Raw genomic sequence first — 16,589 nt, 5'->3', positions numbered from 1 at the left:
CGGTACATTTGCAATCGTTCTGGAGGCGCTCGGGAACCTCTATTTTGTCTAGACAAATACAAAATCCCTGCCTACCATGCCTCAAATAAAGCGAAAAACAACATCGCACAAAAATAAATCAAAAGGGGTTCAGATCATGAAGAAAACATGGGTTCTCGCCACAGTCGCCGCGCTCTTTTCATCCGCTTCCGCCTATGCCGAGACGTCTGTAACGATCGGGATGTCCGGCTGGACCGGTTTTGCGCCGCTGACGCTCGCTAAACAGGCCGGCATTTTCGAAAAGAATGGCCTCAAGGTCGATATCAAGAAAATACCGCAGGCGAGCCGCCATCTGGCTCTTGCTTCCGGTGACATCCAGTGCGCAGCCACCACAGTGGAAACATGGATTGCCTGGAACGCCAATGGCGTGAAATCTACCCAGATTTTCCAGATGGATAAATCGCATGGCGCCGATGGCATCGCCGTGCGCAGTGATGTGGCAAAGGTCGAAGACCTGAAAGGCAAGACGGTTGCCGCTTCCGCGCCGGGCACTTCGCCTTATTTCTTCCTTGCCTGGATCCTCAAGGAAAACGGCCTCACCCTGAAGGACGTCAAGGTCGTCAACCTCGAACCGGGGCCGGCCGCGCAGGCGTTCGTTGCCGGTCAAAATGACGCGGCCATGACCTACGAGCCCTATCTGTCCACTGTCCGCGCCGCCCCTGACAAGGGTAAAATCCTTGCCACGACGCTGGATTATCCCGCCGTCATGGATACGTTCGGTTGCACCACGGATTTCCTGAAGGCCAATCCGCAGGCGGCGAAAGCCCTGGCGGACAGCTATTTCCAGGCCCTCGAACTCATCAAGGCCGATCCCGAAAAGTCCTATGCGACGATGGGCGCGGATGTGAAGCAGACCGGCGAGGCCTTTGCCGCTTCGGCAAAGTTCCTCGAATGGCAGGACAAGGCCGCCAACCAGAAGTTTTTCGAGGGTGAATTCAAGACATTCTCGGAAAAATCGGCGGATCTGCTGCTGGAAATCGGCGTGATAAAGTCGAAACCCGATCTTTCGACACTCGCGGATACGTCCTTCATCAAGTAACAGAAAAGGCGGCCGCATTCCCTGCAGGGAATCTAGCAGCCAAAGACAGGTGAGTGCGTCGATTGTGCGTCACGAAACGCGCATGGCGTTCTAATGGCGCGGCAAAGGTGCCGCGCCGGTTTTCCGGACAGGCGACAGATGCAACCTCTTCAACCTATCAGGAACAGCGCGAGAATTGCTCTCGGCATCCTGTTCTTCGTGCTGTTTTTTTTCGCCTGGGGCTTTGCCACGCTGGGCGGTTTCGTATCGCCGACCTTTCTGGCTGACCCCATCACCATGCTGAAGGACGGCATCTACCTCCTCACCGATCAGGGGTTTGCCAGTGATATAAGCATGACGATCTGGCGCGTGGTGGGCGGTTTTGTGCTGGCCTCGGTCGTCGCGGTGCCGGTCGGCATCGCCATGGGGGCCTATAAGCCCATTGAGGCGCTACTGGAACCTTTCGTCTCCTTCGCGCGCTATCTGCCTGCTTCCGCTTTCGTGCCGCTCCTCATTCTTTGGGCCGGCATCGGCGAGATGCAGAAGCTGCTGGTGATCTTCATTGGCGCGGTTTTCCAGATCATCCTGATGGTGGCCGTGGCTGTCGCCGGCACGCGGCGTGATCTGGTGGAGGCCGCCTATACGCTGGGTGCGAAGGATCGGGGTGTTGTTCGCCGTGTTCTCATTCCTGCCAATGCGCCCGATATCGCGGAAATCCTCCGTCTCGTTCTCGGCTGGGCCTGGACCTATGTCATTGTCGCGGAACTGATCGGCGCCTCCTCGGGCATCGGTTATATGATCATCAACAGTCAGGCGCTGATGGCGACCGGGCAGATCATCTTCGGCATCATCGTCATCGGCATTATCGGTCTTATTTCGGATTTCGCGTTCAAATCGTTGAACCGGAAGCTTTTCGCCTGGAGGCTTGCCTGATGAACGAGCTCGTTATCAAGGGCGTCAGCCGCACCTTTCCGGGCGTGCAGGGCGGGCAGCCGACACTGGCCTTGCAGCCCACCGATCTGGAAATCCCCCGCAATGATTTCGTCACCATCCTCGGCCCGTCGGGATGCGGAAAATCCACCTTGCTGCGCATCATCGCCGGTCTCGACCGTCCGACAACCGGCGAAGTCCTGCTGTCCGGCAAGGCGGTGACGGGCCCGGGGGCGGATCGCGGGATGGTGTTCCAGTCCTACACCCTGTTTCCCTGGCTGACGATCCGCGAAAACGTCGCCTTCGGCCTGCGCGAACGCGGCGTGGCCGAGACGGAAAAATGGGAGATCGTCGATAGCTATATCGACAAGGTCGGCCTGCGCGGTTTCGAAAATCATTGGCCGAAACAATTGTCTGGCGGCATGCAGCAAAGAACGGCCATTGCCCGTGCGCTCGCGAACGGCCCGAAAATTCTGCTGCTCGATGAGCCTTTCGGCGCTCTCGACAACCAGACACGCGGTCTGATGCAGGAGTTGCTGCTCGGCATATGGGAGCGTGAGCAGAAGACAGTCATTTTCGTCACCCATGATATCGAAGAGGCGGTCTTCATGGCGTCGCGTGTGGTGACCATGTCCGCAAGGCCGGGTCGCATCAAGTCGATCACGCCGGTCGACCTGCCGCATCCGCGTCACTACACGATCAAGGCCAGTCCGGAATTTTCGCAGCTGCGCGCGAAGCTTACGGAGGAAATCCGCAGTGAGGCGATTGCCGCTGCGGCCCATGGATAGGCGAAAGGGGAGGATAAAGGCATCGGGATGAGAAGTGCTGGCGCCGATCTTCAAGAAAAATCGTTGCATGAGCGCATCCGCAATGATGTCGAGCGCCACATCATGTCGGGCGAATGGCCGCCGGGTTATCGCATTCCCTTCGAACACGAGATGACCAGGCAATATGCCTGTTCACGCATGACGGTGAACAAGGCTCTCGGTGAATTGGTGCAGCGCGGACTCATCGAAAGACGCCGCCGGCTTGGCACTTTCGTTCGCCAACCCCATGCGCAATCCGCCGTTCTGGAAATCCACGATATTGAACGGGAGGTGCAGGCGCTGGGTCTCGTCTACAGTTACCATCTCGACAAACGAAGGCTGCGTCCTGCGGGGGAAAAAGACGGTGCGGCCATGGCGCTTGCTGCCGACGCCCAGATCCTGGAACTCACCTGCACGCATTTCGCTGGCGGCGTTCCCTTTTGCCTTGAGGAACGCATCATCAATGTTACCGCCGTTCCGGATGCGGAAGCTGCGGATTTTTCACAGATCGGGCCGGGGACGTGGCTGCTGAAAATGGTGCCCTGGAGCGCTGCCGAACACCGCATCAGCGCTGTTTCGGCCGACCGTAAAAATGCGGCGGCGCTTGGTATTGCCTCCGGTGCTGCCTGTCTGGTCATCGATCGACGGACGTGGCATGGGGCGGATTATGTCACCCGCGTCCGTGTCACCTATCCTGGTGACCGCCATGCGCTCGTCGCACAGTTTTCGCCCTCGCAGAACAGCTGAAAGCCGTCGATCGGTCAATTTTTTGTAAAGAAGAGTTTACGAGTCGTCTTTTGACAATATAATAGTTGTCAAAGGAACTCAGGTTTATTATCGGAACGTCAAGCTTTCACGACGGCATCCGTTCAAGGCCCCGGTTTTCAAGAACCGGTCAATCTGCGGATGAGTTCATCGACGGAAATCCGGGATAAAATTATGTCAGCTGAGACCTCAACTTCTTCCGCATCCTTCAACAAGGCAAACACAACTAGGCATATCTCCCTTGCCATGGCTGTCACCTTGCTGGCCGGCTTGAATGCCGGCGCGGTTTTCGCTCAGACGGCATCGGAAACCCAGGCACAGCCCGCACCGCAATCAGAAGCGGTTCAGCCGACAACTCCTGTAACGCCGAGCGCTCCGGCCGCCGCGCCAGTCCAGCCTTCCGCGACGGCGCCGGGACAGCCGGCTGTCACCGCACCCTCGCAGCCTCAGTCAACTCAGCCCGCAGCAGTCCAGTCTGCACCCGCTCAGCCTGCGACGAATACCGCACCGGGAGCCGAAGGCCTGGCGCCGCAGCCGACGCAAACCGAGCAACCCGCACAGACGGGCCAGACGACCGCGCCGAATGAAGCCGCGACCCCGATAGAGCCTCTCGGCACCGAACCCGCGAGCGCTGAACATCGAGCGGATATCCCGCACAACCTTTCTCCCTGGGGCATGTTTATGGCGGCCGACTGGGTCGTGAAGGGCGTCATGATCGGTCTTGCCTTCGCATCGCTGGTCACCTGGACGGTCTGGGTCGCGAAGTCTATCGAGCTTGCGGGTGCGCGGGTGCGCGCCGGCTCGACGCTCAAGGTCATTCGCAAGGCAAAAACCCTGACTGAGGCCACCGAAGCGGTTGAAAAGAAGGGCGGTCCGGCAGCCTTGATGCTGCGCATGGCAACCCATGAAATGCAGCTTTCCGATGCGGTGGTCGACCATACTGATGGCGGCGGTATCAAGGAACGTGTCTCTTCGGCGCTCTCGCGTATCGAAACCCATGCGGGCCGCCGCATGTCGCGCGGGACGGGTGTTCTGGCGACCATCGGTTCCACTGCTCCCTTCGTCGGTCTGTTCGGCACCGTCTGGGGCATCATGAACTCCTTCATCAGCATTTCGGAATCGCAGACGACCAATCTTGCCGTCGTCGCGCCGGGCATTGCCGAAGCGCTGCTCGCCACCGCCATCGGCCTTGTCGCCGCTATTCCGGCTGTCGTCATCTACAATGTCTTCGCCCGCTCGATCACCGGTTACCGCCACCTGCTGGCGGATGCCGCAGCCGGCGTGGAGCGCCTTGTCAGCCGCGACCTCGATTTCCGCCGCATTCCGCCGGGCAGCGCCAGCAAGCCCGCAGTATCGCTGGTTGGACGGTGATCGGCCATGGCTGGCGGTATTCGCGAAAATAGCGGAGACGATCTCTCCGAAAACCACGAGATCAATGTCACGCCCTTTATTGACGTGATGCTGGTTCTGCTCATCATCTTCATGGTGGCCGCGCCGCTCGCCACCGTCGATGTGAATGTCGATCTGCCGGCATCCACTGCCAAACCGGCGGAGCGCCCGGAAGAGCCGCTTTATCTGACCGTCAAGGACGATCTGTCGCTCAATCTGGGAAATGATGCGGTTGCCCGCGAAGAATTGGCCGCCGCCATCGACCGGCAGACGGGCGGCAAGAAGGATACGCGCATCTTCCTGCGGGCCGACAAGGCCGTCGACTACGGCCACTTCATGGAAATCATGAACCTGCTGAGAGATGCCGGCTATCTGAAGATCGCCCTTGTAGGGCTGGAAAACGCGGCTGCCGCATCGCAGCCCGCTACCGTTGGCCAACCCGCAGCGCCGGGAACCGCGCCATGAGTGAAAACGGCTACCCGCAGGCCCGCCATTCCCGTCTCGGGGAAGTGACGCTGTGGTCCGCCGCGGCGCTGCTCATGCTGGGCGTTCACGCCGGTTTTGCCTATTATCTGATGCAGGAGCCCGAGGAGGTGGATGCCGGTGGGCCACCGCCTGCCGCAATCATGATCGAAATGGCGGCGATACCGGAAGCCGTCCACACCGAAGAAACGACGCAGGCGCAGGATGTCGAAGACGCCGAAGAGGTAAAGAGCGATAGCATCGAACCGGTGGAGGAAGCCGCTCCGGAAGAGCCGCCGCCAGAGCCGGTGCAGTTGCCCGAACCGCCCGTCGAGGAGATCGTCGAACCGCAGGAAATTTCCGAACCCGTCGAGCCGGTCGATCCCGTTCAGGAGCAGATGATGGCGGAACTCGACAATATCGAGGTTCCTCTGCCCGTCATGCGTCCTCCGCCGCCACCTGTTGAAAAGAAGGTGGAAAAGAAAGAGCCGGAAGAGAAAAAGAAGATCGAGCGCCAGCGTCCCAAACGGCAGCAGGCCTCGGACTTTCGCGAAACGGCAAAAGCTGAAGCGCAGCAGTCCGACCGGACGGCGGCATCGCGCAGCAACGCCGGCTTCTTCTCGTCATCGTCCGCCTCACCGGCGAAATGGGGGTCGAAGGTCCGCTCGCATATTCAACGGCGCAAGCCCCGGTCTCTGCGTAGTGATGCTATGACCGCGACGGTTCGCTTCCGGGTCAACGATGCTGGCGCCATCAGCGGTGTCAGCGTTGTGCAGTCTACGGGAGATTCCTCTATCGACCAGCAGATTGCGGCATGGATTCAGAGCGCATCACCTGTGCCTGCTCCACCTCCGGACGCAAACAAAACGATCACACTGCCGATCAGCATCCGCTAGGCCGTCCCGCTTGGGGCGCACCCGCAATTCCGCGCGTACGGCGCGGTTTGCGCGCGAATAACATTTCGCGAATGTTTTCGATGGTGTAGGTCTTGGAGACTTTACGAGCAGAGGCATTCCGGAATGAAATTCTCAATCGCAGAGGCGGAGGATCTCGTATCCTCTATCTTTGAGCGCAACGGCGTTCTGCCGCAAAACGCCCGTTCGGTGGCAAAGGCACTCGTCGCCTCCGAGGCGGCCGGTCAAGGTGGTCACGGTTTTCGCCGTATCCCCGTTTATGTCCGGCAGGCGCGGGTTGGAAAGGTCGATGGCGAGGCGCGTCCGGCAGCGACCCGCGTGAAGCCGGGCGTACTCTCGGTTGACGCCAACCACGGTTATGCCTATCCGGCGATCGATTGCGCTCTCGAGGAATTGCCTGAAATGGCCCGGCAGCAGGGCATTGCGCTTGCCGCAATCCACCGCTCCCATCATGCAGGCGTTATGGCGCTGACCGTCGAGCGGATCGCCGAAATGGGCCTTGTTGCACTCATGTTCGCCAACGCGCCGGCATCCATGGCGCCCTGGGGCGGCAACAAACCGCTTTATGGAACCAATCCAATCGCCTTCGCCACGCCCGTCAGCGGCGCCGATCCGCTGGTCATCGATCTCGCGCTCTCCAAGGTCGCTCGCGGGAAGATCATGGCCGCCCGCCAGAAGGGTGAAACGATACCCGGCGACTGGGCGCTCGACCGAAACGGCCGGCCGACGACCGATCCCGAAGAGGCAATAGAGGGAACCATGGTGCCCGCGGGCGAGGCCAAGGGCGCTGCGCTGGCATTGATGGTGGAGATCATGGCCGCCGCGATTACCGGCGGGAACTTCGCATTCCAGGCTTCTTCGCTTCTGGACGACAAGGGAGCGCCACCCTCTCTTGGCCACACGATCATCGCCATAGACCCGGTATCGTCAGGCGGCGCGACCTTTACCGAGCGGTTGGCGCTTATCGCCGGCGAGATAGAAAAGCAGGAAAATGTGCGTCTGCCCGGCCGCCGCAGTCAGGGGATTCGCAAACAGGCACTGGAAAGCGGCATCGTGATCGAAAGCGATATTCTGGCCGAAATTCAATCGCTCTGATGTGATGATAAAAACCCGGCGGGTCGAATATGACCCGCCGGGCAAACCGTACATGGCTGCTTTACATTCGCGTCGATAGGGCCGGGCATCATGTCCGGTCCGCTTTGGTCCGCCATCCCGCCACTGATATGGAAGGATTTTGACGCAGAAAGCTGCTCATTCGGTTTTCAGCTTACGGGAGGAGACGTTTCGCGTAAGCTTGAATATAAACGGCGACTATGCCTCTTGCTCGATCAGGCCGCGCAGCAATGCGATGCTGACGGCGTTCAGCAGATTGGCCGCACCCAGCCTGTGTCGCACGCGCTCAAGAGTATCCTTTACGTCCGCCTCGTCAGCACCCGTCATCAAGGCGACATGGGAGGGATGCTTGCCCCTCGCGACCAGACCCAGATAATGCCGCTCACGCTCCGAAAGGATAATTTCACGCGTTTGGCGATGTTCATGCGGTGTATTTGAAGACATTTTCTTTCAGCCTCAAAATAGATTGGCCTTTCCGGCGCACGATCAGGCAATGATTCATTCCCCGAAACCAGCTCGTTTACCGCTCTGTCTACACGCGAACAGAAACGCTAAATTCGCCAATAGGTTTCATCCGGAATTGGGAATTACGCAGTAAAAGCTGGCTTCCCAGCCAGCCGATCCCGGCGCGGACGCTCTATTTTTGAGCATTGAGAGGAACTGCGACACCGATATCGCCAGAGACAAAATCGATCTTGCGGAAAATGCAGCTTCAAGGCCCTGGAATGTTTTCGTCACGCCTTGGGGATATGCGGCGCTCTAATAGGTGATATGCCTCACCGATAGAATAACATCGCGCGCCAAGTTTTCCGTTTTACTGTTATGTTTCGGCACATATTGCGATGGTCGCCGAAATATTTCTTAAACTTAATGCGTCATTGCGAAATATTGATGCCGTCAACATGTATTATCCGGCGGAATGATGCGCGTGTTTCTTGCGAATATCCGTCGGGGTCGCCCCGAACCAGCGGGAGACGGAACGCGAAAACGCACCGGGCGTCGAATAACCGAGCCTGTAACTAATGTCGGAGACAGGAAGATCGCTTTCCACGAGAAGCTTGAAACCGGCATTTTTGCGAATGGCGTCCTTTATCTCGTTGAGATTGGTGCCGAGCTCTGCGAGCCGCCGTTGAAAACTGCGTTCCGACAGGTTGAAATAAGGAGCGATCTCACCGAGTGAAAGCTCGGTATCCGAGAGGCGCATCTGCATGTACCGCTTTACCTGATCAATGAAATGGGTCGCATCCGCCGATGTTTCCGGTCGCAACATGCGGCATTGCAGGTTCATCAACTCGAACAGCCGCTCATCCGCAGCCGGATTGACCACATCGAGAAGCGATATCGGAAGACGCATGGTATGGATCGGCTGGGAAAAACTGACGCGCCTGGTCATTCTTTCTTTAAATAGCTGAATATTATTCGGTTTCGGCCGCTCCAGACCGATCTCTATCTGGTTGATACGGTCTCCGAGAATATCACGCAGACGCTGCACCAGGATGGCAAGGGACAAATCCACATATTGATCGCGTTTGGCGATAACCGGCGCGAAAGACCATGACAGGGTTACCTGCGTGGCATCCGTTACCATGGTGAAATTGCTGTTGTTGGTGGCGTAATAGACATGGTCCTGAAGAAAACGAAGGAACGCCCGTACCGTCGGTGCGCTGATCAGCCCATATCCGAACGCGCCGGATGCACCCGCCGGAAAGGTGGAGGCGCATTGCAGACCGAAGGCGTCGTCGCCGGAAATCAGTGCGCAGGTTTCGAGCAGGCGGGAAAATCTATCGAGGCTGATGCGTTCCGTCAGGCTGCTGAATGTGGCTGGATCAATGTCCAAAGCCGCACATATCGGCACGATATCGATGCCCCGGGACCGGGCATAATTGCTGACGTCGGCAGCCAGACCGGCCACCACAGTTATCTCGTCACTGACCCTCTTTTCGGGCATCCCTCGCCTTGGCGTACCATGTTTGGAAATTGTCGCCTGATGGTAAGCTTTGAGAGAGCGTTTGTCGAGCAGCCCGGCTTCGGGATTTTAAGTGCGATTGGTGTCTGCGCTTTGCTCCAGCACCTGCATGATGGCTTGGCCGGCATCTTCGATAGCGCCGCTATTATCGACGGTCGTAACGTCGAAATCTCCATTGACGTTCAGCGAGCTGCGTTCCAGCCGCCGGAGAATATCGTCCCGGCTTTCCCGTCCGCGCTGTTCCAGCCGCCTCGCCAGCACATCCGGTCGAGCAACGATGTTCACAACCTTCAGACGGGAAAAGGCAGTGCCAAAATGTGCAAGCGCCGAGCGCGACCCATTGGCGATGACAACGTCTCCCGCTTCGATATGGCGATGGACGGCAGCAGGAATACCGTATTTCAGACCGTGCGCCTGCCAGGAAACCGCGAAGGCACCCGCCTCTTCCAGCTGGTTGAACTCGTGCATCGAAACGGCATCGTGATTTTCCCCGCCTGCATCGCAGCTGCGGGTAATGACGCGACGCGTGAAATGAAAACCCGGGCGGCCGGACAGCTGTGCCGCCGCATAATCCATCAGCGTGTCCTTGCCGGCCCCGCTCGGGCCGACAATTACGATCATCGTGCCGGGCGACAATGTGCGCCGGCTATCGTTTCCATCGGGGGTCATGCCACGCGCTTGCCCTGGCGCCAGACCGAACGGGCGACCGGCACGCCATCTTCGCGGTGGACCCGCACCAGATCGGCCCGCAAGCCCGTCGCGATACGGCCACGGTCAACGAGGCCAACCGTGCGTGCCGGCGTGGCGGTCACCATGCGCAGCGCTTCCGGCAGGCTGATGGCTTCCACCTGATCGGCGAGCAGGAACGGCGCGAAGAGCAGGCTGAACGGCACGTAGTCGGAGGAAAGAACATCCAGCACGCCGATCTCGGCCAGATCGCGAGCCGCAATATTGCCGGAATGGGACTTGCCGCGGACGATATTCGGCGCCCCCATCAGCACACTCATGCCGGCGCTGTGCGAGGCTTTTGCAGCCTCGACGCTGGTGGGAAATTCCGCCAGTTTCACGCCGTGGCCGATCGCCTCGCCGACATGCGCCTCGGTGGCGTCATCATGGCTTGCGACCGTAATGCCGCGCTTGGCGCAGCTGGCCGCCAGATAATCGCGGTGCTTGGCGGAATATTCTGCCGACGCAGCCTGCCGGCGACGCACGAATTCGGCAAAAGCCTCGTCGCTCAAGCCGCGCTTCTTCTGATAATAGAAGATATATTGATCCATCGACTGGAACTGGCGCTGCCCCGGGGAGTGATCCATCAGCGAAATCAGCCGCACGCGCGGATCGGTTTCGAAGTCTTCGAAATGCTCAAGCACATCAGCGGAAGCCACTTCGCAGCGCAGATGCAGCAGGTGGTCCGCGCGCAGGCGGTTCTGATCCGCCGCCGCCTCGATGGCGTCAGCCATTTCGCGCATTTCGCCCTTTTTGAAGCCGCCATCCTCATCCGATCCGAGCCGCAGGCAATCGAAAACGGTGGTGATGCCGGAAGAGGCGACCTGTGCGTCATGGGCCTGAATGGCGGCGATCTTATCCCAGATCACGCCGGGACGCGGCGAATAATGTTGTTCCAGATGGTCGGTATGCAGTTCCACCAGGCCGGGTATCAGAAAGTCGCCTTCGAGATCTTCTCCGGTTTTGGAGGCACCTTCGCTGATATCGACAATCTTGCCGTCACGGATCAGGACGGAGCCCAGAATAATATCGTCTTCCAGAACGATACGGGCATTGGAAAGGGCGTGCTCGGTCATGGGGTCGCATCTTTCTTTGGAGGCTGGCCAAGGGGGCGCCAGCTATAAACGGTAAATGGCGCGCCGCGCGTTTCTTCAATGAACAAGGCAAGGCCGGAAATGCTGAGAGGTCGATCGGTGAATTCGGAAAACCGCGCCGAAAGCACCTCGCGCATGGCGGGCTGCTCGCTCTCGCCGATGCGGCCGGTCAGCGTCATGTGAAAACGGAAATCATCCATGACATGCGGATAACCCCAAAGAGACAGATTTTGCCGCTGGCTCTCCGTCAGCATCTGTGGCCGCCGACGGGCAATATCTGTCTCGGACAGGGGCGCGCGAAACCGGTCGAAATAATCGACGATCTCGGCGGCAAAATCCTGCAGCGGTTGATAGGTGCGGTCCGGGACCAATGCGAAAAAGGGGCCAAGCGCACCGACGACGACGCGCGGAATTTCGAAGGCGGACTGGCTGGCTGCGAAATCTCCGAAGGCCGAGAGCAGATCCGCCTCGCTATATTTTTCGGCAAGTTCGAAAGGAGCTTTCAGGGTCGCGTGGAAACCGTAACGGCGGGGCTCTTCCGTCATGTCGGCATAGTCGTCGTTGTCGTCATGCAACGTGCCGGAAAATGCATTGCGGCCAAGCCAACGTGATGCTGTCTCAGTCAGCGGGTGATCTTTAGCCGGAGAGAAATAGATGGCATAGCGCACGGCAAGCACTCTTTAGTGTCATGGGAGACCAGGGATGAGAAGCTATTTGGCGTGACTCGCCAGCTTCCCGCAAGGTCAGGAGTGCGAGGTAATTGGTTTCCGTGACAGAATGATGATGCGGAGGGAAAAAAGCGTATTGGAAATGCGGCAGGCTTCGGAATGTGCTGAAGACACAGACGGAGATGATGACGACTGGCATAAATCGGGACTGCGCGGGTGTTCCGCGGAGAGGACGAACATCGTTACGACGTTCGCCATTCCATCCCTTCAGACTTAGTGTTGTGTTTTGCCGATCAGCCGCGAACGCAGAGAATTGGAGATGTGGTCGAAGAGGAAAACGACAAAGAGGATGAGCAGGACCATATAAGCGACCTTGTCCCAGTCGGCATTCGTACCCATCGCCTCTAGCAGTTTCAGGCCGATGCCGCCGGCGCCCACCGCGCCGATGATGGTGGCGGAGCGGGTGTTGCTTTCCCAGAAATAGAGTGATTGGGAAATGAAGACCGGTAACACCTGCGGCAACACACCGAAGCGGTTGACTGCAATCGGGGATGCGCCGACCGACTTGACGCCCTCGCGCTGCTTGTCGTCGACATTTTCCAGAGCCTCGGCATAGACCTTGCCGAGCGCTCCGGTATCGGTGAAGAAGATCGCGGCAATGCCGGGGATCGGTCCGGGACCGAAGCTGCGGGTGAAGAACAGTGCCCAGATCAGCATGTCGATGGAACGCAGGAAGTCGAACAGACGTTTCATGCCCCAGTTTGCTGCCCTGTTGGCGGTGATGTTGCGGGCGGCGATGAAGGCGAGCGGCAGGGCGACGAGCGTCCCGAACAGCGTGCCCACAAAGGCCATGACCAGCGTCTGCATCAGCTTGGACAGAATATCGGCATGCTGCCAGACGCTGTTGTCGAGGAAATCATCGACCATATGTCCGATATTGGAGCGTGCGGGATCGAGCCGCTCTCCCCAGAGCGCAAGGGCGGCAAGCTCGCCATAACCCTTGCCCCAGAATTCCGATTTGGTGTCGAACAGGAAATTCGCCCATCCGAGGAACCGGCGCTGGACATAGACCTGACTGGTACGGATTTCTGCCTGACCGGCAAAGCCATAATGGACGAGGACCTTCTTGCCGTCCTGCTGGATTTCGTCGGGTATCCCCTGTGGTGCGACAGCCCCGTCGTCGTTGATGATAATTGGATAGTTCCTGCCGTCGATATAGACATCCACTTGAGTCGGGGTCACGTCGAGGCGGTTTTCCATACCCCTATAAACGACGCTGTAACCGCCACCCGGCAGGGGCTGCAGCCAGTCGATCTTTGCATCAACCGGATATTGTCCGCGGCTCGACCATTGCGGTTCAACCTTGCCGTCTTCGAAACGCAGGCGCGGTTGGGCGCGCCAGGAGTACCAGTCCTGAATATAGCTCGAAGCGCGATCCCACCGCCCCTGCATGAAGGCCGGTCCGACATTGAAGAAGAAAAAGCAGCCAATGAGATAGGCGGTGACGGCAAGAAGGCCGACGAGCAGGCCATACCGTTGCATGAAACTGCGGTTGAATACGCCGGGATATGCAGCCGTCAGTCTTTCGCGGTCGGCGGTGTTGAGAATGAAGCTGGACGACATCAGGCCGCTCCCCGTCCGAATTCGAAGGATTGTTGGCCGATCAGCCTGCGGCGCAGCCAGCTGGAAAACTGGTCGACGGCGATGATGGTGATCAGCAAAAGGATGATGATGGCATAGGTCTTTGACGCGTGATCGTTACCGATCGAAAGCCGGAAGACTTCGCCGATGCCACCGCCGCCGACAGCGCCGATGATGGTGGAAGCGCGCACGTTGATTTCGGCGCGCAGCAGCGCATAGGAGACGAAATTGGGCAGAACCTGCGGCACGATGGCGAAACGCACCCGTTCCAGCCAGTTGGCACCGGCGGCACGCAAGCCTTCATCCGGCTTCATATCGGCATTTTCCACCACTTCGAAGAAGAGCTTACCCAGCGCACCGATCGTATGGACCGAAATCGCAATAATGGCGGCGATCGGTCCGATCGAGAGGATGGCGGTCAGCAGCCCGGCGACGACGATTTCGGGAAAGGCGCGCAGCACTTCCATAATCCGGCGAACCACCCAGCGCACGAGCCCGGCGCCGACGAGATTGGTGGAGGCGAAGAAGCAGAGCACGAAGGCGAAACTCGTGCCGATGATTGTCGAGACCAGCGCAATATTGAGCGTGATGATCAGCTGGTAGATGAAGTGCGGGATGTAGAAACCGTCGGTGATGTAAACGCGATCCGCGACGTAGTTATATTTCAGCGAACCATCCGCATAGGGCGACGGCAGGTCGAACATCGCCCGGAAGATTTCCAGCGGACTGTCAGGCACGAAGGTCTTCATGAAATCGAAGAAATAGGGCAGGCGCTCGAAGAATTTGCCCGCATTGGCCGCATTGGCGAAATTCAGGGAGGCGGCGAGGATGACGAGAAAGATCACGAGCGAAATGACGGTATAGATTCGTCGTGTCGCAAGCTGCTGTTGATAATGGCGCATGACCGTCCTGGACGATGCGCTTAACCCCTCGGGCGAGAGGGTACCATTGTGCAGTGTGGTCGCCATGCCGCTTTTCCTTTATTGGCAAAAGCGGCGGCGCCGTGGGGCACCGCCGCTTCCGGATATGATCGCAGGATCAGCCGCCGATAACGGACTTACGGGCGTCGATGATCGTCTGGTAGAAGGACGGATCGACCTTGATGTAGGCGGTGTTCTTGCCCTGGGTGAAGCCCTGGAAGCATGCGAGATCCTTCTTCGGCAGTTCCATGAAGAAGTCTTCGACCTTCTGCTTCATCGTGTCGCCGATCTTGTTGGAAACGAGAAGCGGGCCGTTCGGGATCAGCGGCGACTTCCAGACCTGAACGATATCGTCCATGTCGAGGTTGCCCTTCTTGACCATCTGGTGAAGGTTGCCACCGGAGTAACCTTCTTCCCACTTGCCAACACCCGAACCGAAGGTGGTGCCGACATCGAACTTCTTGTCGAGAACGGCGAGAACGAGGTTCTCATGGCCGCCGCCGAAACCGGTTTCGGAGAAGTATTCCTTGACTGGAACGCCGGTCTCCTTCGGGATCGCAACGTTCGGGATCAGGAAGCCGGAGGTGGAGTCGGGATCGGCGAAGCCGATCTTTTTGCCCTTGGCATCAGCCAGCGTCTTGATGCCGCTGTCCTTGCGGGCAACCATGATCGTGTAGTAACCGCTGGAGCCATCAGAGCCGGTATAGGTCAGGATCGGATCAACGGCCTTGGGGTCGGCGATGGCGATCTTGGCATAGGAGGATGCGCCCATGGAAGCGATGTCGATGGTGCCGCCGAGCAGACCCTGGATGACGCCGTTATAGTCCGGCGACGGGAAAACCTGAACTTCGGAAACGCCGGTTGCAGCCTTGAGGCCATCGGCAACGCACTTGGTGTTGCGGATCTGGTCGGCTTCGTTTTCGGAACCGTCGAGACCGATGCGCAGAACCTTGACGTCCTGAGCCATGGCGGAACCGGCCAGAACGCCAAGGGCGACTGCCGAAAGAAGGACTTTCTTCAACATGGACTTTCTCCTGTTTCCCGGCGAGCCGGAGTTTGTTGTCAAATATTGGCCCTTGACGCGGGCGCAAACGATGCTGAGCGGTTCCTCAGAGCCCGGCGAGAGCGAGCGGTTCGGGACCGGCAGATTGCTGCACCGGACGCGCGGCAAGTTGCGCGCCGGGAATATTGATGCTGGTCGAGGTCATGGTCTCGTCGATACCGGAGCCTTGCGAATCGGTTCCGTAGATTTCGGTGACGGCGGCAGCAGTGAGCTCGGCGGGCGTTCCATCGAAGACGACGCGGCCCTGCGACATGCCGATGATGCGTTCGCAATAATTGCGCGCCGTATCCAGCGTGTGAAGGTTGGTGATGACGGTGATGCCTTCGCGCTCGTTGATGTCGCGCAGCGCGTCCATCACGATCTTGGCATTGAGGGGGTCGAGGGAGGCGATCGGTTCATCGGCCAGGACCATCTTTGGAGACTGCATCAACGCACGCGCAATGGCGACGCGCTGCTGCTGGCCGCCGGAAAGCGTGCCTGCCGCCTGCATGGCCACATGTTCGATGCCGAGCCGCTCGAGCGCGGCGATAGCCATCAGCCGCTCCTCATGGGTGAAGATGTTAAAAAGGCTGAGCGCCGTTGAACGGTGGTTGAGGCGGCCGAGCATGACGTTGGTGAGCACATCGAGGCGGGGCACCAGATTGAACTGCTGGAAGATCATGGCGCAGTCGCGCTGCCAGTTGCGGAGCGCCGCACCCTTCAGTGCAGACACTTCGGTATCGTTGAAATGAATGGAGCCCGAAGACGGATCGACGAGGCGATTGATCATGCGCAGCAGCGTCGATTTTCCCGCACCTGAGCGCCCGATCACGCCGACCATCTGACCCTGCGGTATCTCGACATTTACGGAATCGACCGCAGTGTGGTTGCCGAAACGGCGCGTGACTTGCTTCAGGTGAAAGCTCATTTCCCCGTCCAATCTTCTTTTGACGGGGTTCGACGTAACAGCGGTGCGTGAAGCGTGAGTGTCAGTTTGATGAAGAAAATATTACATAATTCGCAGATACGACACCCGTGGGTTCGCCGACAAACCTTTCTTCTGGCTTGTCATGCGGTGGAAATCCCGCGTGGCATA

General features: G+C 58.7%; 17 protein-coding genes. 8 read left to right on the top strand and 9 right to left on the bottom strand.

What is annotated here, in order from left to right; all coding sequences use genetic code 11:
• Window positions 1-136 precede the first annotated feature (136 nt).
• The 8 genes from PL599_RS18290 to PL599_RS18255 all read left to right on the top strand — a co-directional run bounded on the left by PL599_RS18290 (window position 137) and on the right by PL599_RS18255 (window position 7,418).
• Window positions 137-1,078 carry an ABC transporter substrate-binding protein gene (locus tag PL599_RS18290; RefSeq protein ID WP_271359519.1) on the top strand — a complete coding sequence of 314 codons (942 nt, stop codon included), beginning with the start codon at window positions 137-139 and terminating at the stop codon, window positions 1,076-1,078.
• A 138-nt stretch (window positions 1,079-1,216) separates the two neighbouring features.
• Window positions 1,217-1,990, top strand: a complete 774-nt coding sequence (locus PL599_RS18285; protein WP_269824890.1) for an ABC transporter permease — start codon at window positions 1,217-1,219, stop codon at window positions 1,988-1,990.
• Window positions 1,990-2,775, top strand: a complete 786-nt coding sequence (locus tag PL599_RS18280) for an ABC transporter ATP-binding protein (RefSeq protein WP_142913779.1) — start codon at window positions 1,990-1,992, stop codon at window positions 2,773-2,775. The genes PL599_RS18285 and PL599_RS18280 overlap by 1 nt, the downstream gene beginning before the upstream one ends.
• A gap of 27 nt (window positions 2,776-2,802) precedes the next feature.
• On the top strand, window positions 2,803-3,540 hold the full coding sequence (gene hutC, locus PL599_RS18275) for a histidine utilization repressor (RefSeq protein ID WP_077984544.1): 738 nt from the start codon (window positions 2,803-2,805) through the stop codon (window positions 3,538-3,540).
• 192 nt (window positions 3,541-3,732) lie between these two features.
• Window positions 3,733-4,929, top strand: a complete 1,197-nt coding sequence (gene exbB / locus PL599_RS18270) for a tonB-system energizer ExbB (RefSeq protein ID WP_269824889.1) — start codon at window positions 3,733-3,735, stop codon at window positions 4,927-4,929.
• Between the two features lie 6 nt (window positions 4,930-4,935).
• Window positions 4,936-5,412: a TonB system transport protein ExbD gene (gene exbD / locus PL599_RS18265; RefSeq protein ID WP_137409572.1), complete on the top strand. Its 477-nt coding sequence runs from the start codon at window positions 4,936-4,938 to the stop codon at window positions 5,410-5,412.
• On the top strand, window positions 5,409-6,305 hold the full coding sequence (locus tag PL599_RS18260) for a TonB family protein (protein ID WP_269824888.1): 897 nt from the start codon (window positions 5,409-5,411) through the stop codon (window positions 6,303-6,305). The genes exbD and PL599_RS18260 overlap by 4 nt, the downstream gene beginning before the upstream one ends.
• 123 nt (window positions 6,306-6,428) lie before the next feature.
• On the top strand, window positions 6,429-7,418 hold the full coding sequence (locus PL599_RS18255) for an Ldh family oxidoreductase (RefSeq protein ID WP_077984541.1): 990 nt from the start codon (window positions 6,429-6,431) through the stop codon (window positions 7,416-7,418).
• Between the two features lie 216 nt (window positions 7,419-7,634).
• On the opposite strand, the gene PL599_RS18250 is transcribed toward PL599_RS18255, so the two are convergent.
• The 9 genes from PL599_RS18250 to phnC form a co-directional block, all read right to left on the bottom strand.
• Window positions 7,635-7,880 carry a transcriptional regulator gene (locus PL599_RS18250; RefSeq protein ID WP_077984540.1) on the bottom strand — a complete coding sequence of 82 codons (246 nt, stop codon included), beginning with the start codon at window positions 7,878-7,880 and terminating at the stop codon, window positions 7,635-7,637.
• 463 nt (window positions 7,881-8,343) lie between these two features.
• A complete protein-coding gene (locus PL599_RS18245) occupies window positions 8,344-9,384 on the bottom strand; it encodes an AraC family transcriptional regulator (RefSeq protein ID WP_269824886.1) in 1,041 nt (346 codons plus the stop codon).
• Window positions 9,385-9,471: 87 nt separating this feature from the next.
• Window positions 9,472-10,071, bottom strand: a complete 600-nt coding sequence (gene phnN, locus PL599_RS18240) for a phosphonate metabolism protein/1,5-bisphosphokinase (PRPP-forming) PhnN (protein WP_269824885.1) — start codon at window positions 10,069-10,071, stop codon at window positions 9,472-9,474.
• Window positions 10,068-11,204 carry an alpha-D-ribose 1-methylphosphonate 5-triphosphate diphosphatase gene (locus tag PL599_RS18235; RefSeq protein WP_269824884.1) on the bottom strand — a complete coding sequence of 379 codons (1,137 nt, stop codon included), beginning with the start codon at window positions 11,202-11,204 and terminating at the stop codon, window positions 10,068-10,070. Before PL599_RS18235 ends, phnN begins: the two co-directional genes overlap by 4 nt.
• Window positions 11,201-11,899: a DUF1045 domain-containing protein gene (locus PL599_RS18230; protein WP_269824883.1), complete on the bottom strand. Its 699-nt coding sequence runs from the start codon at window positions 11,897-11,899 to the stop codon at window positions 11,201-11,203. The genes PL599_RS18235 and PL599_RS18230 overlap by 4 nt, the downstream gene beginning before the upstream one ends.
• 264 nt (window positions 11,900-12,163) lie before the next feature.
• Entirely contained in the window at window positions 12,164-13,513 is a 1,350-nt protein-coding gene (gene phnE / locus PL599_RS18225) for a phosphonate ABC transporter, permease protein PhnE (protein ID WP_269824882.1), read from the bottom strand.
• Window positions 13,513-14,499, bottom strand: coding sequence for a phosphonate ABC transporter, permease protein PhnE (phnE, locus tag PL599_RS18220; RefSeq protein WP_269824881.1), 987 nt, complete (start codon window positions 14,497-14,499; stop codon window positions 13,513-13,515). The genes phnE (PL599_RS18225) and phnE (PL599_RS18220) overlap by 1 nt, the downstream gene beginning before the upstream one ends.
• 70 nt (window positions 14,500-14,569) lie before the next feature.
• Window positions 14,570-15,475, bottom strand: a complete 906-nt coding sequence (gene phnD / locus PL599_RS18215; RefSeq protein WP_269824880.1) for a phosphonate ABC transporter substrate-binding protein — start codon at window positions 15,473-15,475, stop codon at window positions 14,570-14,572.
• 85 nt (window positions 15,476-15,560) lie between these two features.
• Entirely contained in the window at window positions 15,561-16,421 is an 861-nt protein-coding gene (phnC, locus tag PL599_RS18210; RefSeq protein ID WP_077984535.1) for a phosphonate ABC transporter ATP-binding protein, read from the bottom strand.
• Window positions 16,422-16,589 lie beyond the last annotated feature (168 nt).

It is taken from the genome of Agrobacterium sp. ST15.16.055 (assembly GCF_027956555.1).
Taxonomy (GTDB): Bacteria; Pseudomonadota; Alphaproteobacteria; order Rhizobiales; family Rhizobiaceae; genus Agrobacterium; species Agrobacterium salinitolerans.
Note: the sequence above shows the minus strand (reverse complement) of the source record. Positions and strands in the feature narration are given on the sequence as shown.